Below are 20,423 nucleotides of genomic sequence, written 5' to 3'. Positions count from 1 at the left end.
ACTGGCGCTCCTCACCATGAGGAATTGGCCGCTGAACAAGGACATCTCCAAATGCCCATCGCCGGGAAAGGCATGCTGTTGACGTCGATGAATATCGACGCGGCTCACGAGGCAGACTTCAACCGCTGGTACGACAGCGAGCATCTCGAAGAGCGCGTCGCGATTCCCGGCTTCATCGAGGCGCGGCGTTATGTCGCCGAGCAGGGCAGCCCGAAATATCTCTCCCTGTATTCGACGGAGAGCATCGACGTGCTCGACAGCGCGCCCTACCGCGCGCGGCTGGAGGCGCCGACGGAATGGTCGACGACGGTGATGGCGCGGTTCAAGAACATGATCCGCAGCGTCGCGCGCATCACGATCTCCAAAGGCTGTGGCCGCGGCGCCGTGCTCGGCATCATCCGGCTGCGGCCGAAGCCGGACCAAGACCAGGCCTTGCGCGAGGCGTTGCAGATCGAGCTCGACCCGCGCGAGCTCCGGGGCGTGATCTCGATGCATCTGCTCGAAGGCGATGCCGATCTCTCCGGCCCCGCGGCCGGATTGCCGGCCAGCTCGCGCGATGCCGACTGGTTCATCCTGATCGACGGCACCGACAGCCACGCCATCGCCACCCTGATGACGACGCGCTTCGCTGCTGTCGATGGTCCGCTCGCGACGCAGATCTCCGCCGGCATCTACCGCCTGATGTGGGATTTGAGTCGCGCTGACATCTCATCGCGCTAGGCTGCAGCCCCGCGTCTCTCCACGTGTCATGGCCGGGCTTGTCCCGGCCATCCACGTCATTCGGCATTCGCGGAGACACGTGGATGCCCGGGTCAAGCCCGGGCATGACGACTGTGTGTGGCAGCCCGTGTGCCCGGCTCGTTCTTTTGTTCTCGAATTCATTACCATCCCCACCATACCGCATCGCACACGTGGCGGCGGAACGCCGGCAATGCGGCACCGCACACTGTGCATGAGGGGCAGCGTTGCAAATTTGCCTTTGTGTGCGCCTTGGAATGGCTCTAGTCTGATATGACTATTCAATTGAGCCATTCAAAAAACAGAAGGGCGACGACCAGGGCCTGCTCCGGACCTCTACCGATCCTCTGCTGATCCTGAACAATCAGTCGTCCTCACGTCAGGAAGGCCGCGCGCTCGTGGTTCGCCGCGCGGACAGGGTAGGAATGAGAGCGACTGATATCTCGGCGCCCGACTACTTTCACAAAGTGGTCGACTGCCAATGGGCTTGTCCCGCACACACGCCGGTCCCCGAATACATCCGCTTGATCGCCGAGGGTCGCTACAGCGACGCCTACATGATCAATTGGAAATCGAACGTATTCCCCGGCATCCTCGGACGTACCTGCGATCGCCCCTGTGAGCCGGCATGCCGGCGCGGGCGCGTCGAGGAGAGCCCGGTGGCCATTTGCCGCCTGAAGCGCGTCGCCGCCGACTTCAAGGACGACGTGCAGCAGCGCATGCCGCGCCCTGCCCCTAAAAATGGACGGCGCATCGCGCTGGTGGGCGGCGGTCCCGCCTCCTTGACCGTCGCGCGTGATCTCGCGCCGCTCGGCTATCACTGCACCGTGTTCGACGCCGATCCCAAGCCGGGCGGCATGATGCGCTCGCAGATTCCAAAGTTCCGCCTACCCGACAGCGTGATCGACGAGGAGACGGGCTACGTGCTCAGCCTCGGCGTCGACTACAAGGCCGGCCATCGCGTCAACAGCCTCAAGGCGCTGCTGGCCGACAACTATGATGCCGTCTTCATCGGCTCCGGCGCGCCGCGCGGCCGCGAGCTGAACATTCCCGGCCGCAAGGAAGCCGCAGGGAATATCCATCTCGGCATCGACTGGCTGTCCAGCGTGTCGTTCGGCCACACCGACAAGATCGGCAAGCGCGTCATCGTGCTCGGCGGCGGCAACACCGCGATGGATTGCTGCCGCACCGCGCGCCGGCTCGGCGGCGAGGACGTCAAGGTCATCGTGCGCTCCGGCTTCGAGGAGATGAAGGCGTCTCCGTGGGAGAAGGAAGACGCGCTGCACGAGGACATTCCGATCCTCAACTATCTGGTTCCGGTCGCCTTCACGCACGACAACGGCAAGCTCACCGGCGTCACCTTCCAGAAGGTGAAGGCCGAATACGACGACAAGGGCCGGCGCTCGCTGGTGCCCTCGGGCGAGCCTGACCAGACGTTCGAATGCGACGACGTGCTGGTCGCCGTCGGCCAGGAGAATGCGTTCCCCTGGATCGAAGCCGATTGCGGCGTCGAGTTCGACAAATGGCACATGCCCAAGGTCGACCCGGCCACCTTCGTCTCCACCAACCCGAAGGTGTTCTTCGGCGGCGATGCCGCGTTCGGCCCGAAGAACATCATCTGGGCGGTGGCGCAGGGGCACGAGGCGGCGCTGTCGATCCATCGCCTGCTCTCGGGCGAGGACATCACGGAACGCCCGTTGCCCGAGGTGGAGATCTCGTCGCAGAAGATGGGCATCCACGAATGGAGCTATGACAACGACGTCTCGCAGGAAAAGCGCTTCAAGGTGCCGCATCGTGACAAGGTGGTGGCGCTGAAGGACATCCGCGCCGAGGTCGAGCTCGGCTACGACGTCAAGCTTGCGCTCGGCGAGGCGCATCGCTGCCTGAACTGCGACGTGCAGACCGTGTTCTCCAACACGCTGTGCATCGAATGCGACGCCTGCGCCGACATCTGCCCGATGGACTGCATCACCTTCACCGAGAATGGCGAGGAGGCTGATCTGCGCTCGCGCCTGCGGGCGCCGTCGCTGCATCCCGACCAGGACCTCTACGTGTCATCGGACCTGAAAACCGGACGCGTGATGGTGAAGGACGAGGACGTCTGCCTCCATTGCGGCCTGTGCGCCGAACGCTGCCCCACCGGTGCGTGGGACATGCAAAAGTATTTCATCGAGACGACTCACGCAGGTAACGCATGTCCCAGCAAGCGCCGCTCAGCAGCGTAAACGACTTCGTCGTCCGCTTCGCCAACGTCAACGGCTCCGGCTCGGCCAGCGCCAACGAGCTGTTCGCGCGCGCCGTGCTCCGCCACGGCGTGCCGGTGAGCCCCCGCAACATCTTCCCGTCCAACATCCAGGGCCTGCCGACCTGGTACGAGGTGCGCGTGACCGAAGCCGGCCATCTCGGCGCGCGCGGCGGCGGCACCGACCTGATGGTGGCGATGAATCCGCAGACCTGGGACAAGGACGTCGCCGGCATCGTGCCGGGCGGCTATCTGTTCTACGATTCGACCAAGCCGATGCCGTCGACCAAGTTCCGCGACGACGTCACCGTGATCGGCGTGCCGCTGACGGCGATCACCAACTCGACCTATTCGGATCCACGCCAGCGCCAGCTGTTCAAGAACATCATCTATCTCGGCGTCCTCTCCGCGCTGCTCGAGATGGACCCGAAGCTGATCGAGCAGTTGATCGGCGAACAGTACAAGGGCAAGGAGAAGCTCCTCTCCTCCAACGTCCATGCGCTGCATCTCGGCCGCGACTGGGCGCTGCAGAATTTGAAATGCCCGATCGGCCTGCGCATCAGGAAGGCCGACAAGGTCGGCGACCGCATCTTCCTCGAAGGCAACAATGCCGCCGCGCTCGGTGCCGTCTATGGCGGCGCTACGGTGTGCGCCTGGTACCCGATCACGCCATCGTCCTCGGTGGCCGAGGCCTTCACCAATCACTGCAAGAAGCTGCGCCACGATCCGGAAACGGGCCAGGCCAAATACGCCATCGTGCAGGCCGAGGACGAGCTCGCCTCGATCGGCATGGTGGTCGGTGCGTCCTGGAACGGCGCGCGCGCCTTCACCACGACGTCAGGCCCGGGGGTCTCGCTGATGACCGAGTTCATCGGCCTGTCCTACTTCGCCGAGATCCCGGCCGTGATCATCAACGTGCAGCGCGCCGGCCCCTCCACCGGCATGCCGACGCGGACGCAGCAGTGCGACCTGATCGCCTGCGGCTATGCTTCGCACGGTGATACCAAGCACGTGATGCTGTTCCCCGAGGATCCGGCGGAGGCGTTCGAATTCGCCGCCGCTTCGTTCGATCTCGCCGAGCGGCTGCAGACCACCGTCTTCCTGATGCTCGATTTGGACATCGGCATGAACCAGCGGCTGTGCCGGCCGCTGAAATGGGACGACTCCCGGCAGTACGACCGCGGCAAGGTGATGACCGCCGAGATGCTCGACGAAGGCCGCGAGTTCGGCCGCTATCTCGACGTCGATGGCGACGGCATCCCGTTCCGCACCTATCCCGGCACGCATCCGACCGAGGGCTCCTACTTCACCCGCGGCACGTCGCGCGACCGCTACGCCCGCTATTCGGAGGAAGGCGCCGTCTACGCCGACAACGTGCAGCGCCTGCTGCGCAAGTTCCAGACCGCCCAGGACATGGTGCCGCGTCCGCTGCAGGCCAACGCGGCCAAGCCGTCCAAATACGGCGTGATCTATTTCGGCTCAACCGCGCCGGCCATGGACGAAGCGATCGAACTGCTGGAGGCCCGCGGCCACCAGCTCGACCGTCTCCGCATCCGCGCCTTCCCGTTCCATTCGAGCGTGGCGAGCTTCATCGCCGAGCACGATTTCGTCTACGTCGTCGAGCAGAATCGCGACGCCCAGTTGCGCCAGCTGATCGTCACAGAGAACGGCATCGATCCGGTACGCCTGGTGCCGATCCTGCACTACGACGGCACCCCGATCACCGCACGCTTCATCGCGGATGCCATCGGGACTCATCAGGACCAGATCAAGGTCACCCCGCTGCGGAAGGCCGTGTCGTGACCCTGCCCTCACTCTCTCCGCCGTCATGCCCGGGCTTGACCCGCCTGCGCGGCCGAAGCCGCTCCGGCGCGGCGAAGGCCCGGGCATCCACGTCTTTCTTCCTGGCTCCCACGTGGATGGCCGGGACATCTTGGCGAAGACGCGCTCCGCGCTTTAGCCCGGCCATGACGAATTCGAGATCCATGGTGCTCTCATGACCTACATCGCAAAGCCGAAATTCCAGCATCCCGGGATCAAGAAGAACGCGCTCGGCTACAGCCATCGCGACTACGAGGGCAAGATCTCGACCCTGTGCGCCGGCTGCGGCCACGATTCGATCACGGCCTCGATCATCGAGGCCTGCTTCGAGCTGTCGATCGAGCCGCATCGGGTGGCGAAGATCTCCGGCATCGGCTGCTCGTCGAAGACGCCGGACTACTTCCTCGGCAATTCGCACGGCTTCAACACCGTACACGGCCGCATGCCGTCGGTGCTGACCGGCGCCAATCTCGCCAACCGCGAGCTGATCTATCTCGGCGTCTCCGGCGACGGCGACTCCGCCTCGATCGGCTTCGGCCAGTTCGCCCACGCGATCCGCCGCGGCGTCAACATGACCTATATCGTCGAGAACAACGGCGTCTACGGCCTGACCAAGGGCCAGTTCTCGGCGACCGCCGACCGCGGCTCCAAGTCCAAGAAGGGCGTCACCAACTCCGACAATCCGATCGACCTCGTCGGCATCGCGCTGCAGCTGGGCGCGACCTATGTCGCGCGCTCGTTCTCCGGCGACAAGAAGCAGCTGGTTCCAATCATCGAAGGTGCCATCCGGCATCGGGGCGCGGCGTTCATCGACGTCATCAGCCCGTGCATCGCCTTCAACAATCACGCCGGCTCGACCAAGAGCTTCGATTACGTCCGCGAGCACAACGATGCCGTGAATCGGCTCGACGTGCTGACCGGCCGTGATCCGATCGAGATCGACCAGGATCCGGGCACGGTGCAGATCGTCGAGCAGCACGACGGCTCGCGGCTGGCGTTGCGCAAGCTCGACGCCGACTACGATCCGCACGACCGGCTCGGCGCGATGACCTTCCTGCAGAGGCACTCCGCGCAGGGCCAGATCGTGACCGGCCTGCTCTACGTCGACCCCGAGGCCGATGACCTGCACAGCCACCTCAACACGGTGGAGCGGCCGTTGAACCGGCTGGAGGCCGCGGATCTCTGCCCGGGCCAGTCGGTGCTCGACAAGCTCAACGCCAGCCTGCGCTAATCTCGCAGAGGCCAAGGTCTGCTCTGACATCCCCGCAGCCGTCCTTCGAGACGCCCGCCTCCGGCGGGCTCCTCAGGACGAGGGCGGAGTGTGTGGCGCCTGCTTGGCGGGAGCCTCGCTGTCACCCCTCTCCATCAACACGCTGCTCATGGCCAATGTGCACTCTGGATTCGGAGCCACCTCCTCATGGTGAGGAGCGCCGCGCCACCGGTCGGGCCATCGCAATCAGCATGAGTGGCGGCGCGTTCAGGCAATGCTATCGCATCGCCTTGAGAACCATGAGGCCCCGCCCTCACTTCCGCAGCGCATTCGCCCAAACGTGTTCGAGCTGCACGATCGCCTCTCGCAGCGGCAGCGCCGACAGCGCTTCGTCGTCCCCGGTGACAAGGCCGAACTCCCGCAGCCTGATCAATGCCTCATCGACATTGAACGCACGGGCCAATCCGAACATCTGCTGCAACAGCTCCTCGACATGGCCGCCCAGCGCGGCGCGACTCAGCGGCACCGATGCCAGCAGCAGGCCGCCATAGGCCAGCACCGCCTCCTTCCAGTCCTGATCCTCGGCCTCACCGATCAGGTAGTTGAAGATGCCGGAATTGTTGTTGACGTTGCGGAAGTAGATGTTGTCGGTGACCTGCTTCTGATGGATCAGCGACTGCCGGTGGAAGTTGCCCCATTGCCTCAGGATGAAGGCGCCGAGCGCGAACAGGCCGGACAGCGCCGCCAGCGCCTGCTCGGTGTCGTTGTCGTGAGCCGTGCCGCTGAGGCCGAGATAGAAGCCGGCGACGATGAACAGCACCGTGAGCGTCGAGGCGAGCTTGAGCAGGATCGGCACCCCGCCGACCAGCGCCGGCACGCCGAGCGTGAGCTGCTCGCGCAGCCCCATGACGACGCGGACGTTCGGCAGCAGCGCCTCAAGATCGAAGCGCGCGATGTGGCGGAAATATTTGAACAGCACCGCGCCGCCGCGGAGCTTGTTGCGGCCGCGCCAGGCGGCGGTCTTGCGCTTCTTCTGGGCCGGCTCGTCGGGCCTGGTCGCGACCATCAGCAGGATGTCGTCATAGACCTCGATCTCCTGCCTCCGCCGCCGCAGGCCATACAGCGCTGGCACCTCGATCGTCTCCTGGTGCTGGCCGCGCCGGAACATCCGGACGGACCGGTAGTCCGAGAGCGGCGCCTTCAGCTTGACCCGGACCAGCGCGTGCTGAGAAAAGGCACGCTCGATCTCGTCATGGGTGATCTCGATGAAATTGGCCTCGCCCAGCACCCGGACGAACTCGTCGCTGAGGTTGCGATAGGCGGCGTCGAGAGCCTCGGGAGAATGATGGCGCCCGGCGGGCACCTCGGGATCGAAGTCGAAATACGCATCGCGCAGCCGGTCGAGCTCGTCGAAATATTCATGATGCAGGATGGCGCCGAGCATGCGCGTGAGCTCACGCAGATCGCTGGATTGAGCATCGTCCAGGCCACCATGCGAGATCACGGCGTCGAGGACGTCGGACTTGCGTATCGGAATGAACCGGTCCCGCCGGCTCGTCGTCTCTCCTGGTTCAACCACGCGCGCCACGCCCGACTTGTAACGTTCTCAACAGCCAATCCAGCTAGTGCGGCCGGGTGGCTCTCCGCAACATAGCGGGCTCAGGCGACTAGCGCCACTCGCCGAATGCTGGGCCCCTTACGGAGGCGCAAGGCGATGCCCGGTCTGCGCCTAACGCCAGGTCGACGGGGACCGCTGTTCTCACTCGTCATGCCCGGGCTTGACCCGGCCATGACGAAAAGAGGTTTTGCTACGAGCCTCATCTCTATCGGCTAGGGTGACCTCACAGACAGGGAGAACGTTCGTGACTGGCACTCCGGAGATCAAGTCCGCCTTCAACGCCATTCGTGCCATCGACTATACGATCATCCTCGTGCGAGATTGGCCTGCAATGCGCAGCTTCTATGAAGACGTGCTGGGCTTCCCAGTCACGCGCGAGCTGTCGCAGGGCTGGATCGAGTATCAGGTCGGCCCCAACACGCTGGCACTGGCCAGGCCGAAGCGGCTGGCATCGGACCAGCCGACGCCCCAAGGCAGCGCCTCGCTTCAGTTGGCGTTCAAAGTGTCCAGAGACGACGTCGACCGCTGTGCGGCCGAGCTGTCGGACAAGGGCATCGCTCTCGTGGAGCCGCCGACGGACCAGCCCTTCGGCCACCGCACGCTGTTCTTCCGGGATCCCGATGGAAACCTGCTGGAAGTATACGCGGAGATTTAATGCCTGGCGGCCGCGCTAGGCGGCCGCCGGTTGTATCCGGGGATTGAGCACGTACTCCTTCAGCACCTTGTCGGTGGCGGCGTCGACCTCGGTCAGCTGCACGTCGTAGCTCCAGAGGTCGGCAAGGTGCTGCAGCACGCGCTTGGTGTCGGTCTCGTTGAGCTGCGCGCCCTTGACGACGGTATGCCGCAGCATCAGGCGGCGGTCGCCGGCGAGATCGACGTCGACCACCTCGATGTTCGGATCGATATAGCCGACATCGTACTGCTTCGACAGCTCGCGGCGGATGCGCCGATAGCCACGCTCGTCGTGAATGGCGTCGACCAGGATGCCGGCGCGCTCGGCCGGATCGTCGTGCAGATGGAACAGCCGCAACTGCCGGATCAGGGCCGGGCTGAGGAACTGGCTGATGAAGCTCTCGTCGCGATAATTGGCCCAGACGTCGCGCAGCACCGCCATCTCATCGCCGGTGCCGGCGATGTCCGGGAACCATTCGCGGTCCTCCTCGGTCGGATCCTTCACGATGCGCTCGATGTCCTGCATGATCGCAAAGCCGAGCGCATAGGGATTGAAGCCGGAGAACCGCGGATCGTCGAACTGCGGCTGGAACACGACGTTGGTGTGCGACTGCAGGAATTCCAGGAAGTTGCCGTCGGTGAGGCGGCCGTCCTGATGCAGCCGGTTCATGATGCGATAATGCACGTAGGTCGCCGTGCCCTCGTTCATGACCTTGGTCTGGCCCTGCGGGTAGAAATACTGCGCGATGTGGCGGACGATGCGCAGCAATTCGCGCTGCCAGGACGCCAGGCGCGGCGCGGTCTTCTCCAGGAAATAGAGCAGGTTCTCCTGCGGCAGGCCGAGCAGCGCCTTGCGCCGTTCGACGTTGAGCACCGCGCTGGTCTTGACCGGGCCTGATGGCACCGTGCGCCAGAGGTCGTTGAACGTGCCTTCCTCGTAGAGCCTTCGCTTGCCGGCGCGCTTCTCCTCCTCGCGGAAGTCGAGCTTCTTCTTGCCGGGATAGCGGTCAACGCCATGCGACATCAGCGCATGCGCCGCGTCCAGCGTATGCTCGACCGCCAGCCGTCCGAACCGCTCCTCGCATTGGCCGATGTAGCCGCGGGCGAAATCGAGATAGTCGAGGATGCCGTCGGCGTCGGTCCACTGCTTGAACAGGTAGTTGTTCTTGAAGAAATGATTGTGGCCAAACGCGGCATGCGCGATCACCAACGTCTGCATCGTCGCGGTGTTCTCCTCCATCAGATAGGAGATGCACGGCGAGGAGTTGATCACGATCTCATAGGCGAGGCCCATCAGGCCCTTGCGGTACGAGGCCTCGTGATAGGCGAAGTGCTTGCCGAACGACCAATGCTTGTAGAACAGGGGCATGCCGACCGAGGAATAGGCGTCGAGCATCTGCTCGGCGGTGATCACCTCGATCTGGTTCGGATAGGTGTCGAGCCCGAGCTCCTGCTGCGCCACCCTCTCGCAGGCATCGTGGATGCGCTGCAGGGTGAGGAAATTCCAATCCGCGCCTTCGAACAGCAGCCCACTCATGACGCTGCCCTTTCCTGCGTGGTGCCGCGACGCTGAAACAGGTCGTGGAACACCGGAAAGATCTCGCTGCGGTCACGCACCTTGCGCATCGACAGCGGCTGGCCATTGGCGCGGAGACGCTCGTACAGCGACCACAGCGCGGAATCGGGCATCTCGAACGAGTAGGTGCCGGATTCACCGACCTCGAGATAAGCGAAGAACTGCGACACCGGCAGGATGTTGTCGGTCAGGAGGCGCGCCACGTTTTCGGAATCCGAGGTGGCGTTGTCGCCGTCCGAGGCCTGTGCGGCGTAGATATTCCAATCAGACGGCCGGAAGCGCGAGCGGACGATGTCGTGCATGCATTGCAGGGCGCTCGACACCAGCGTGCCGCCTGAGGCCGGGCCATAGAAGAACGTCTGCTCGTCGACCTCCTCGGCGCGATCGGTGTGGCGGATGAACACGATCTCGACGTGGCGGTAGCGCCGGGTCAGGAACACGTAGAGCAGCATGTAGAACCGCTTGGCGAGATCCTTCATGTGCTCGGACATCGAGCCCGACACGTCCATCAGGCAGAACATCACGGCCTGCGCGATCGGCTTCGGCACCGTCTCGAAGCGGCGATAGCGGATGTCGATCGGATCGATGAAGGGGATGCGCTTGGCCTTGGCCTTCATCGCCTCGATCTCGGCCATGAGCGCGGCGCGCTTGTCCTCGTCGGTCTCCTGCTCAAGCTGCGCTTCGAACTCGGCGATCGCCTGCGGCCGCGGACGGCGCAGCGCGACCCGCCGCGCCAGCGCCCGGGTCACGGTGCGGCTGATGGAGATGTTGGCGGGCGAGCCTGATGTCGCATAGCCGGCGCGCACCAGCCCCTCGCTCTCGGCTTCCGCAAACTTGCGCTTCGCGAGATCGGGCAGTTCGAGATCGTCGAGGAAGAGGTTGACGAACTCCTCCTTGCTGAGCATGAAGCGGAACGCGTCCTCGCTATCGCCCTGCCCCGGCCCCGATTTGCGGCCGCTGCCGTCGCCGGAGCGCGGCAGGATGTCACCCTCGACGAACTTCTTGTTGCCGGGCAGCACCATGTCGCGGGTGCCGCCTTCACGGCGGAAGCGCGGCTCGTCCATGCCATCGAGCGGAATCGAGACCTCGCCGCCTTCCAGCACGTCCTTGATGTCGCGGTCCTGCGACGTCTTCTTCACGGCTCCCTGAACCAGCGCCTTGGCCCGGCGCAAGAACCGCTGGCGGTTTTCGAGACTCTTGCCGCCCGGGTTCAGGCGCCGATCAATGATGTGCATGACCACGTTTGCTACGCCTCCTGCTGCAGCGGCTTCTGCTCCTGCTCTCCCCCGCCGCGATGCCACGGTGCGGCGTCAGACTCGACGCTGCACCTGCATCCTTCGCCTGTCCGGCGCCCTCCGATGAAGCGTCGAACGGTTCGCGTGTGTTGCCTTGGCGCCGAGGTCAGACCGATGGCCTGTAGCACATGCAGTCAAACATCGGCGCCGCGCACGATCAACCGGCCTGCTTCACCCGCATGTACCACTCGACCAGCCGGCGGACCTGCCGCTCGGTGTAGCCGCGTTCGACCATGCGCGCGACGAAGTCGTCGTGCTTCTTCTCGGTATCACCATCCTTCTTGGTGCCGAAGGAGATGACCGGCAGAAGGTCTTCGACCTGTGAGAATATCCTTTTTTCGATGACCTCGCGGATCTTTTCGTAGGAGGTCCAGGACGGATTTTTTCCGCCATTCTGGGCCCGGGAGCGCAGCGAGAACTTGACAACCTCGTTGCGGAAGTCCTTCGGGTTGGCGATGCCCGCCGGTTTCTCGATCTTGGTCAGTTCCTGGTTCAAGAGCTCGCGGTTGAGCAGCTGTCCCGTATCGGGATCCTTGAAGTCCTGGTCCTCGATCCAGGCGTCGGCGTAGTCGACGTAGCGGTCGAACAGATTCTGGCCGTAATCGGAATAGGATTCGAGATAGGCCTTCTGGATCTCGTGGCCGATGAACTCGGCATAGCGCGGCGCCAGATCGGCCTTGATGAATTCGAGATAACGCTTCTCGATCTCTTCCGGCAGCTGCTCGCGCCGGATCGACTGCTCCAGCACGTACATCAGATGAACGGCGTCGGCGGAGACCTCCGACGTGTCGTGATTGTAGGTGGCGGCCAGCACCTTGAACGCGAAGCGCGTCGAAATGCCGTCCATGCCCTCGTCGACGCCGGCTGCGTCACGATATTCCTGCACACTGCGCGCCTTGGGGTCGGACTCCTTCAGGCTCTCGCCGTCATACACCCGCATCTTGGCGTACAGCGTCGAGTTTTCGTGCTTGCGCAGCCGCGACATCACCGAGAAGCGGGCCAGCGTGTCGAGCGTGGCCGGCGCGCAGGGCGCGGTGGCCAGTTCGGAGCCCTGGATCAGCTTCTCGTAGATCTTGCGCTCTTCGGTGGTCCGCAGGCAGTACGGCACCTTGATGACGCAGATGCGGTCGATGAAGGCCTCGTTGTTCTTGTTGGTCTTGAAGCTCTGCCACTCCGCCTCGTTGGAGTGTGCCAGAATGACACCGTTATAGGGAATGGCGCCGATGTTCTCGGTGCCGATGTAATTGCCTTCCTGCGTCGCCGTGAGCAGCGGATGCAGCATCTTGATCGGCGCCTTGAACATCTCGACGAATTCGAGGATGCCCTGGTTGGCGCGATTGAGGCCGCCCGAGTAGGAGTACGCGTCGGGATCGTTCTGCGCGTAGGTCTCGAGCTTGCGAATGTCGACCTTGCCGACAAGCGACGAGATGTCCTGGTTGTTCTCGTCGCCCGGCTCGGTCTTGGCGACGCCGATCTGGCGCAGCCGCGACGGCTGGATCTTGGCGACGCGGAACTGGGAGATGTCGCCGCCGAACGCTTCGAGCCGCTTGTAGCACCACGGGCTCATCAGGCCCGACAGGCGGCGGCGCGGAATGCCGTACTTCTCCTCGAGCATCGGGCCCAGCGTGTCGGGATCGAACAGGCCGAGCGGCGATTCGAAGACCGGGCTTAATTCATCCCCGGCCTTCAGCACGTAGATCGGATGGGTCTCCATCAGCTGCTTCAGTCGCTCGGCGAGCGACGACTTGCCGCCACCGACCGGGCCGAGGAGATAGAGGATCTGCTTGCGCTCTTCGAGGCCCTGGGCGGCGTGGCGGAAGAAGCCGACGATGCGCTCGATCGTATCTTCCATGCCGTAGAAGCCGGCAAAGGCTGGATACAGCCGAACCGTGCGGTTCAAAAAAATACGGCCAAGGCGTGGGTCCTTGGCCGTGTCTATCATTTGAGGCTCACCGATCGCAGCTAGTAGTCGCTCAGCGGCGTTCGCGTATCGCATCGGGTCGGTTCGACACGATTCCAGATATTCCTGCATCGACATGTCGGTCTGGCTTCGAGCCTCGAACGACCTCGCGAACGCGTTGAACAACGAATCGTTGTACATGATCCCTCTCCACGTAGGTTCCGCCGCACCTGTGGCAACGGGCCGAGATCTAAGTACGTTCCTACTGATCCCGAACCGACTCAGAGTGAAGCGTGCTAGCCCCTATTGGGCACCGTCTTCATCCTTCTCCGCAACGCCAAGTGCATGCAGCATATGCCCTATCAACATGCACTTCGCTCAATAGTTCGGCAAAAACGCGCCAATCGTTCCATTTGTAGCCTATTGTCTCTGCTTCGCAACATCCGCAATACCCCGGCACCGTAATCTCCCTGCGCCGCACAAGGCCTTGTGAAGCGGCGTGAGCGGGCCGCAACGAAGCGGAAAGAGTGCGGTCGCGCTCCAAGTGAACGCCAAATGAACGAAGATCTTCCCGGCTGCGACGAATAAATGGAACGATTGATCCATTTCGTGACCGAGCGCACGCGGCGCACCTTCAACCGGCGGGACTCATGAAAGCACTCTTCATCCTCATCCTCGCCACGATCGGACTCGCTGTCGCAGTTCCGGCTCGCGCCGACGACGTCGTCAGCAAGGCGCAGGCGCGTGCCTTCGACCAGCGTGTTTTCACGAAGGCACCAGGACAGAAAGCCTATGCCTGCTTCACCCGCCACTACGACCCCGATCACCTCATGCGACATCCCAAGCAGAAGGTCTCCGCCATGCAGCTGCTCGTCACTGCGGAGATCCCGCAAGGCGAACACGAGATGAGCTACTCGTTCCGCCTCGGCGTCAACTATCGCGACCGTCCCGGCGACTTCGACTCCAGCGGGTCGTGCGAACATGCACGCGCCGAGAACGCGGGACACGAGGTGCGCTACAGCTGCCCGGTCGATTGCGAAGGCGGCGGCATCGAGATTGCGATGGCGAGGGACGACAAATCCGCCATCGTAAGCCTGACGCGGATCACCGTTTGGCAGCGAAACAACAAGCCCGACGACGAGGCAGGCGATGCGCTGGTGGCGGGCACGGACGACAAGATCTTCCGGGTCGACCGCAGCGACGTCGCCGACTGCGCGGGCCTCGTCACCGACCGCAAGGAGCTCGCAGCCATTCGGCACAAATGACATCATGTCGTTCAACAGATGTGACGCAGTGCCCGCTTTGCAAGGAGACCGCCATGCAGCGACGCAGATTATTGAGCACGGCGATGTCGACATGCGCAGTCCTGTTCGCGACGTCCCGCGCGCGGGCCGCCGCTGACGGTCCATCCGGCGCCAAGCTCAAGGTCGTCTACCATTTGAACGAAATCGAGAAGGTCGGCTTCGTCCTCGGCAACATTCAGAATCATTACGACGGAGTCGGCGGCCCGGATCACGTCACGATTGCGCTGGTCGTTCATGGCCCCGCACTGCGCGCCTTCACGTCAGGCGCCGCCACGGACATCAAGAGTCGACTGGGCCACCTGTCCAGAGCCGGTCTGGCGCTCGCCGCCTGTGGCAACACGATGAAGGCCCAGAACCTGACGCTCGGCGATCTCCTGCCCGGCTTCACGGTGGCTGAGCGGGGCGGCGTGGTGCGGCTCGCCGAGCTGCAGTCCCAGGGCTACCTGTATCTCCGCCCTTGAGCCGGACCGCTCCGCCCCGAATCCGCACGAAGCTGTTGGGATTCAACGGGGATCAATCCAATATGAATGGCGTTATCCGCCGTCGTGACGCATAGTTTCGGCGCGGGGCCAGGCACGGTCTGGAACCCGGAAAAAGCCAGCCAGCGCACATAGATAAGGCATCATGAACCCCGTCAAAGCACTCGAAAAACACGGCCAGGCGGTCTGGCTCGACTTCCTTGCCCGCGGCTTCGTCGCCAAGGGCGACCTGAAGCGGCTGATCGACGAGGATGGCGTCAAGGGCGTGACCTCGAACCCCGCGATCTTCGAAAAGGCGATCGGCAGCTCGGACGAATATGACGCCCCGATTGCGAAGGCGCTGAAGGGCGGCGACCATTCGCCGACACAGCTGTTCGAGGCCGTCGCCGTCGAGGACATCCAGAACGCCGCCGACGTGTTGCGGCCGGTTTATGACGCTTTCGACGGAAATGACGGTTTCGTCAGCCTCGAAGTGTCGCCCTATCTCGCCATGGACGCTGCCGGCACGATCAAGGAAGCCGAGGCGCTGTGGAAGGCGGTGAACCGCAAGAACCTGATGATCAAGGTGCCGGCGACGGATGCCTGCCTGCCGGCGATCCAGCATTTGATCTCCAAGGGCATCAGCGTCAACATCACGCTGCTGTTCTCGCAGGAGGTCTACCGGCAGGTTGCCGAGGCCTACCTCGCCGGGCTCGAGGCCTATGTCGCTGACGGCGGTGATCCGTCGCATGTGGCGAGCGTCGCCTCGTTCTTCGTCAGCCGCATCGACAGCGTCGTGGACAAGCAGCTCGACGACAAGATCGCCCAGGCCAACGATCCCTCGGAGAAGGAGCGGCTGACGGCGCTGAAAGGCAAGATCGCGATCGCCAATGCCAAGATGGCGTATCAGGATTACAAGCACCTGTTCGCCGGCGAGCGCTGGGAGTGGCTGGCGGCCAAGGGCGCCAAGCCGCAGCGGCTGCTGTGGGCCTCCACCGGCACCAAGAACAAGGATTACAGCGACGTCCTCTATGTCGAGGAGCTGATCGGCCCCAACACCGTCAACACCGTGCCGCCGGCCACGCTGGACGCCTTCCGCGACCATGGCAAGGCGCGCGACAGCCTTGAAGAGAATATCGAGGCGGCCGAGACCGCGCTCGACGAGCTGGCGAAGACCGGCATCTCGCTCGACGCCATCACCGCCGATCTCGTCATCGACGGCGTCAAGCAGTTCGCCGACGCCGCCGACAAGCTCTATGGCGCGGTGGCGCACAAACGCGCCGTGGTGCTCGGCGAAGCGCTCGGGCAGCAGTCGATCGCGGTTGCTGCTGATCTGGAGAAGAAGGTTGCCGCGGCCACCGAGGAGTGGCGCAAGGCTGCCAAGATTCGCCGCCTCTGGCACAAGGACGCCAGTGTCTGGACCGGCAAGGACGAGCACAAATGGTTGGGTTGGCTGACCAGCGCCGAGAAGGCCGACATCGCCGACTATGAGGACTATGCCCAGCGGGTGAAGGGACAGAAGTTCTCCGATGCCGTCGTGCTCGGCATGGGCGGCTCCAGCCTCGGACCGGAGGTGCTCGCCAAGACGTTCCCGCGCAAGGCCGGCTTCCCCAGGCTGCACGTGCTCGATTCGACCGATCCGGCACAGGTGCGCGCCATGGAGAAGGCGATCGATCTCTCGAAAACCGTGTTCATCGTGTCCTCCAAATCGGGCGGCACGACCGAGCCCAACGCGATGAAGGATTATTTCTTCGCACGCGTCAGCGAAGCGATCGGCGCCAGTAAGGCGGGCCATCGCTTCATTGCCGTCACCGATCCCGGCTCGTCACTGGAGAAGGCGGCCAAGGCGCAGGGCTTTGCGCGCATCTTTCACGGCGAGCCGACCATCGGCGGGCGATATTCGGTGCTGTCGCCATTCGGCCTGGTGCCGGCGGCGACCGCGGGCATCGACGTGCGCAAATTGATCACGAACGCCTTGTCGATGGTGCGCTCATGCGGCCCCGACGTGCCGCCACTCCAGAACTCGGGCGTGCAGCTCGGGCTAGCGATGGGACTTGCCGGGCTCGATGGACGCGACAAGGTGACGATCTTCGCCTCACGCAAGATCGCCGATTTTGGCGCCTGGGCCGAGCAGCTGATCGCGGAGTCCACCGGCAAGGAGGGCAAGGGCCTGATCCCGATCGACGCGGAGCCGGTCGCCTCGCCCGAGGTCTACGGCCACGATCGTTTCTTCATCGACATCAAGGTGGAGGGTGACGACGTCGCCGGCCACGACGACAAGCTCGCGGCGCTCGAACAGGCCGGTCACCCGGTCGTTCGTATCGTGATGGCCTCGATCGACCAGCTCGGGCAGGAGTTCTTCCGCTTCGAGATGGCCACGGCCGTTGCCGGTGCCGTTCTCGGCATCAATCCGTTCGATCAGCCCGACGTCGAGTCCGCCAAGATCAAGACGCGCGAGCTCACGGCGGCGTTCGAACAGACGGGCGCGCTGCCGCCGGAAGAGCCGGTGGTCGCCATCAAGGGCTGCGAACTCTACACCGATGCGCACAATGCCGAGAGCCTGCGCGAGCATGGCGCAGACGGCACCCTCGCCTCCTGGCTCAAGGCACATCTCGGCCGCGCCGGCGACGGCGACTACATTGCCCTGCTCGGCTACATCGAGCACAATGGCGCGAACACCGAGGTGCTGCAGCGGATCAGGCTCAAGTTGCGCGACAGCAAGCATCTGGCGACCTGTGCCGAGTTCGGGCCGCGCTTCCTGCACTCCACCGGCCAGGCCTACAAAGGCGGACCGGACAGCGGCGTCTTTCTCCAGATCACCGCCGATGACGCCCCGGATCTTGCCATTCCCGGACAGAAGGCGAGCTTCGGCGTCATCAAGGCGGCGCAGGCGCGCGGCGATTTCGACGTGCTTACCGAGCGTGGCCGGCGCGCGCTGCGAGTCCACCTCAAGGGCAATCTGAAATCGGGTCTCAAGATGCTCGACAGCGCCATCAACGAAGCGCTGAGCTAGGAAGGGCCGCGTCGATGCAGTTGGGTATGATCGGTCTCGGGCGGATGGGCGGCAACATCGTGCGCCGCCTGATGCGCGCGGGACATTCCTGCGTGGTGTACGATCGCGATGCCAAGGCGGTCGCCGCGCTGGTCGCCGAAGGCGCCACCGGCGCCGCCAGTCTGGAGGAGTTCGTCGGCAAGCTCGCCACGCCGCGGCATGCCTGGATCATGCTGCCGGCGGGCAAGATCACTGAAGCCACTGTCGAGCAGCTGACCAAGCTGATGTCTGCGGATGACGTGATCATCGATGGCGGCAACAGCTTCTGGCAGGACGATGTCCGCCGCGGCCAGGCTTTGAAAGAGCGCGGCCTGCACTATGTCGACGTCGGCACCTCGGGCGGAGTGTGGGGCCTCGATCGCGGCTATTGCATGATGATCGGCGGCGACAAGGAAGTGGTCGACCGGCTCGATCCAATCTTCGCGACGCTCGCGCCAGGCATTGGCGATATCCCGCGGACGCCGAGCCGTGACGGCCGCGACGCCCGCGTCGAGCAGGGCTACATCCATGCCGGGCCGACCGGGGCCGGCCATTTCGTCAAGATGATCCACAATGGCATCGAATACGGCCTGATGCAGGCCTACGCCGAGGGATTCGATATCCTCAGGAATGCGAACAGTGCCACCCTGCCCGAGGCGCACCGCTTCGACTTCGACCTCGCTGATATCGCCGAGGTCTGGCGCCGCGGCAGCGTCATTCCGTCGTGGCTGCTCGATCTCACCGCGAGTGCGCTGGCGCGCCAGCCGACGCTGGAGAAGTATTCCGGCTATGTCGAGGATTCCGGCGAGGGTCGCTGGACGGTCAATGCTGCGATCGACGAGGCCGTGCCGGCGGAGGTGTTGACGGCGGCGCTGTTCGCGCGCTTCCGCTCGCGTCAGGAGCATACGTTTGCCGAGAAGATCCTGTCCGCCATGCGCGAGGGCTTTGGCGGCCACAAGGAGCCGGAGCAGCATCCTGATCCCGCGCGCCAGAGCGCGCCCGAAATCGTCAAGCCGAAAGCTGACCGCGCGTGAACCAACTGCATCATCCTCACCAGCCGCCACATCAGAAACCCGACGCCTGCGCGTTCGTCATCTTCGGCGTCACCGGCGACCTGACACATCGGCTGGTGCTGCCGTCGCTGTACAATCTGGCCGCCAACCAGCTGCTGCCGGATCGCTTCTGCATCGTCGGCATCGCTCGCAAGGGCATGTCGAGCGAGCAGCTGCGCACCAATCTGATGGAGGGCCTGCGCAAGTACGCGACGCGGCCGATCGAAGACGAGGTCGCGCAGCGGCTGTTGCAATGCGTGACCGCGATCGAGGCTGATCCCAAGGAGCCCGACAGCTTCGACCAGTTGAAGGAGCGGCTGGAGAAGCTGGAGGCCGCGCGGGAGACACACGGCAACCGGCTGTTCTATCTGGCGACGCCACCGAGCGCCTTCGCGCCGATCGCCCAGCAGCTCGGGCGTGTCGGCCTGTTGAAGGAGGACGGCAAGGCCTGGCGGCGGATCGTGGTCGAGAAACCGTTCGGCACCGATCTGGCATCAGCCAAGAAGCTCAACGACCAATTGCTGGAGCTCGTCGCCGAGCACCAGATCTACCGGATCGATCATTATCTCGGCAAGGAGACGGTGCAGAACATCCTCGTGCTGCGCTTCGCCAACGGCATGTTCGAGCCGATCTGGAACAGGCACCACATCGACCACGTGCAGATCACCGTGGAGGAGAAGCTCGGCGTCGGCACGCGCGGCAGCTTCTATGATGCGACCGGCGCGTTGCGCGACATGGTGCCGAACCATCTGTTCCAGCTGCTGTCGCTGGTCGCGATGGAGCCGCCGGCGCGGTTCGATGCGCACACTGTCCGCTCCGAGAAGGCCGAGGTGCTCTCCGCAATTCAGCCGCTCACCGAGCAGGAGGCGCTGCTGAATTCCGTTCGCGGCCAATACAAGGCCGGCGTGATCGGCGACACCGAGCTGGCCGACTATCGGAAGACCAAGGATGTGAGCGCCGACAGCGCGACCGAGACCTATGCCGCGCTCAAGCTGACGATCGACAATTGGCGCTGGGCTGGCGTGCCGTTCTATCTGCGCACCGGCAAGGCGCTGGGCGCCAAGCGCACCGAGGTTGCGATCAAGTTTCGCCAGGCGCCGTTCGCGATGTTCAGCTGCACGCCGATCGACACGCTGGCCGAAAACTATCTCGTCATCGGCATCGAGCCGACCCAGAGCATCACGTTGCAGTTCAACACCAAGATCCCGGGGCCGACCATCCGCACCGACGGCGTGCAGATGAAGTTCAACTACAAGGATTATTTCCAGGCCGAGCCGGCCACCGGCTACGAGACGCTGATCTATGACTGCATGATCGGCGACAACATCCTGTTCCAGCGCGCCGACAGCGTCGAGGCCGGCTGGAAAGCCGTGGAGCCGTTCATCGAGGCCTGGAAGAAGGCCGGCCGCGACGGCCTGCATGCGTACGAAGCGGGAAGCGATGGTCCCAAGGCCGCGGCCGATCTGCTGGCGCGGGATGGCCGCAGCTGGCGCAAGCTGGCCTGAC

The 20,423-nt window shown here is 64.1% G+C and carries 14 protein-coding genes; 10 read left to right on the top strand and 4 right to left on the bottom strand.

Translation table 11 applies throughout. The features are described 5' to 3' along the window. The first annotated feature begins 51 nt into the window (after positions 1 to 51). The 4 genes from ACQR1I_RS06290 to ACQR1I_RS06275 all read left to right on the top strand — a co-directional run bounded on the left by ACQR1I_RS06290 (position 52) and on the right by ACQR1I_RS06275 (position 6,032). The gene (locus ACQR1I_RS06290) at positions 52 to 720 is read left to right on the top strand and encodes a hypothetical protein (protein ID WP_434867494.1); all 669 of its coding nucleotides are present in this window, start codon (positions 52 to 54) and stop codon (positions 718 to 720) included. A 443-nt stretch (positions 721 to 1,163) separates the two neighbouring features. Beyond that, the gene (locus tag ACQR1I_RS06285; protein WP_434867495.1) at positions 1,164 to 2,963 is read left to right on the top strand and encodes an FAD-dependent oxidoreductase; all 1,800 of its coding nucleotides are present in this window, start codon (positions 1,164 to 1,166) and stop codon (positions 2,961 to 2,963) included. After that, positions 2,933 to 4,783: a 2-oxoacid:acceptor oxidoreductase subunit alpha gene (locus ACQR1I_RS06280; protein WP_434867496.1), complete on the top strand. Its 1,851-nt coding sequence runs from the start codon at positions 2,933 to 2,935 to the stop codon at positions 4,781 to 4,783. The genes ACQR1I_RS06285 and ACQR1I_RS06280 overlap by 31 nt, the downstream gene beginning before the upstream one ends. A gap of 193 nt (positions 4,784 to 4,976) precedes the next feature. Continuing rightward, positions 4,977 to 6,032, top strand: a complete 1,056-nt coding sequence (locus ACQR1I_RS06275; protein ID WP_434867497.1) for a 2-oxoacid:ferredoxin oxidoreductase subunit beta — start codon at positions 4,977 to 4,979, stop codon at positions 6,030 to 6,032. Between the two features lie 292 nt (positions 6,033 to 6,324). Here ACQR1I_RS06275 and ACQR1I_RS06270 read toward each other — a convergent pair whose 3' ends face one another. Next, positions 6,325 to 7,590, bottom strand: a complete 1,266-nt coding sequence (locus tag ACQR1I_RS06270; protein WP_434867498.1) for a TMEM143 family protein — start codon at positions 7,588 to 7,590, stop codon at positions 6,325 to 6,327. A 283-nt stretch (positions 7,591 to 7,873) separates the two neighbouring features. On the opposite strand from ACQR1I_RS06270, the gene ACQR1I_RS06265 reads away from it, so the two are divergent. Then, positions 7,874 to 8,284, top strand: a complete 411-nt coding sequence (locus ACQR1I_RS06265) for a VOC family protein (protein ID WP_434867499.1) — start codon at positions 7,874 to 7,876, stop codon at positions 8,282 to 8,284. Between the two features lie 15 nt (positions 8,285 to 8,299). On the opposite strand, the gene ACQR1I_RS06260 is transcribed toward ACQR1I_RS06265, so the two are convergent. The 3 genes from ACQR1I_RS06260 to ACQR1I_RS06250 all read right to left on the bottom strand — a co-directional run bounded on the left by ACQR1I_RS06260 (position 8,300) and on the right by ACQR1I_RS06250 (position 13,273). Then, the gene (locus tag ACQR1I_RS06260; RefSeq protein ID WP_434867500.1) at positions 8,300 to 9,838 is read right to left on the bottom strand and encodes a SpoVR family protein; all 1,539 of its coding nucleotides are present in this window, start codon (positions 9,836 to 9,838) and stop codon (positions 8,300 to 8,302) included. Continuing rightward, positions 9,835 to 11,112, bottom strand: coding sequence for a YeaH/YhbH family protein (locus tag ACQR1I_RS06255; RefSeq protein ID WP_434867501.1), 1,278 nt, complete (start codon positions 11,110 to 11,112; stop codon positions 9,835 to 9,837). Before ACQR1I_RS06255 ends, ACQR1I_RS06260 begins: the two co-directional genes overlap by 4 nt. 217 nt (positions 11,113 to 11,329) lie before the next feature. Further along, entirely contained in the window at positions 11,330 to 13,273 is a 1,944-nt protein-coding gene (locus ACQR1I_RS06250) for a PrkA family serine protein kinase (RefSeq protein ID WP_434867502.1), read from the bottom strand. A 449-nt stretch (positions 13,274 to 13,722) separates the two neighbouring features. Between ACQR1I_RS06250 and ACQR1I_RS06245 the strand changes: the two genes are divergently transcribed. The 5 genes from ACQR1I_RS06245 (at position 13,723) to zwf (ending at position 20,422) form a co-directional block, all read left to right on the top strand. Continuing rightward, entirely contained in the window at positions 13,723 to 14,337 is a 615-nt protein-coding gene (locus tag ACQR1I_RS06245; RefSeq protein ID WP_434867503.1) for a hypothetical protein, read from the top strand. A gap of 53 nt (positions 14,338 to 14,390) precedes the next feature. Beyond that, positions 14,391 to 14,837, top strand: a complete 447-nt coding sequence (locus tag ACQR1I_RS06240) for a DsrE family protein (protein ID WP_434867504.1) — start codon at positions 14,391 to 14,393, stop codon at positions 14,835 to 14,837. 163 nt (positions 14,838 to 15,000) lie between these two features. After that, entirely contained in the window at positions 15,001 to 17,847 is a 2,847-nt protein-coding gene (locus ACQR1I_RS06235; RefSeq protein ID WP_434867505.1) for a bifunctional transaldolase/phosoglucose isomerase, read from the top strand. 14 nt (positions 17,848 to 17,861) lie between these two features. Beyond that, entirely contained in the window at positions 17,862 to 18,899 is a 1,038-nt protein-coding gene (gene gnd / locus ACQR1I_RS06230) for a phosphogluconate dehydrogenase (NAD(+)-dependent, decarboxylating) (protein WP_434867506.1), read from the top strand. Between the two features lie 5 nt (positions 18,900 to 18,904). Next, positions 18,905 to 20,422: a glucose-6-phosphate dehydrogenase gene (gene zwf / locus ACQR1I_RS06225; RefSeq protein WP_434867917.1), complete on the top strand. Its 1,518-nt coding sequence runs from the start codon at positions 18,905 to 18,907 to the stop codon at positions 20,420 to 20,422. Position 20,423: the final 1 nt, after the last annotated feature.

The organism is Bradyrhizobium sp. HKCCYLS2038, assembly GCF_051167655.1.
In the GTDB taxonomy this organism is placed as follows: Bacteria; Pseudomonadota; Alphaproteobacteria; order Rhizobiales; family Xanthobacteraceae; genus Bradyrhizobium.
Note: the sequence above shows the minus strand (reverse complement) of the source record. Positions and strands in the feature narration are given on the sequence as shown.

Bases quoted from the DNA above. Each gene is read 5' to 3' on its own strand.
- ACQR1I_RS06260 (WP_434867500.1), bottom strand. From the start codon at position 9,838: ATGAGTGGGCTGCTGTTCGAAGGCGCGGATTGGAATTTCCTCACCCTG.
- ACQR1I_RS06250 (WP_434867502.1), bottom strand. From the start codon at position 13,273: ATGTACAACGATTCGTTGTTCAACGCGTTCGCGAGGTCGTTCGAGGCT.
- ACQR1I_RS06280 (WP_434867496.1), top strand. From the start codon at position 2,933: ATGTCCCAGCAAGCGCCGCTCAGCAGCGTAAACGACTTCGTCGTCCGC.
- ACQR1I_RS06235 (WP_434867505.1), top strand. From the start codon at position 15,001: ATGAACCCCGTCAAAGCACTCGAAAAACACGGCCAGGCGGTCTGGCTC.
- ACQR1I_RS06255 (WP_434867501.1), bottom strand. From the start codon at position 11,112: ATGCACATCATTGATCGGCGCCTGAACCCGGGCGGCAAGAGTCTCGAA.
- ACQR1I_RS06240 (WP_434867504.1), top strand. From the start codon at position 14,391: ATGCAGCGACGCAGATTATTGAGCACGGCGATGTCGACATGCGCAGTC.
- ACQR1I_RS06285 (WP_434867495.1), top strand. From the start codon at position 1,164: ATGAGAGCGACTGATATCTCGGCGCCCGACTACTTTCACAAAGTGGTC.
- gnd (WP_434867506.1), top strand. From the start codon at position 17,862: ATGCAGTTGGGTATGATCGGTCTCGGGCGGATGGGCGGCAACATCGTG.
- ACQR1I_RS06245 (WP_434867503.1), top strand. From the start codon at position 13,723: ATGAAAGCACTCTTCATCCTCATCCTCGCCACGATCGGACTCGCTGTC.
- ACQR1I_RS06290 (WP_434867494.1), top strand. From the start codon at position 52: ATGCCCATCGCCGGGAAAGGCATGCTGTTGACGTCGATGAATATCGAC.
- ACQR1I_RS06275 (WP_434867497.1), top strand. From the start codon at position 4,977: ATGACCTACATCGCAAAGCCGAAATTCCAGCATCCCGGGATCAAGAAG.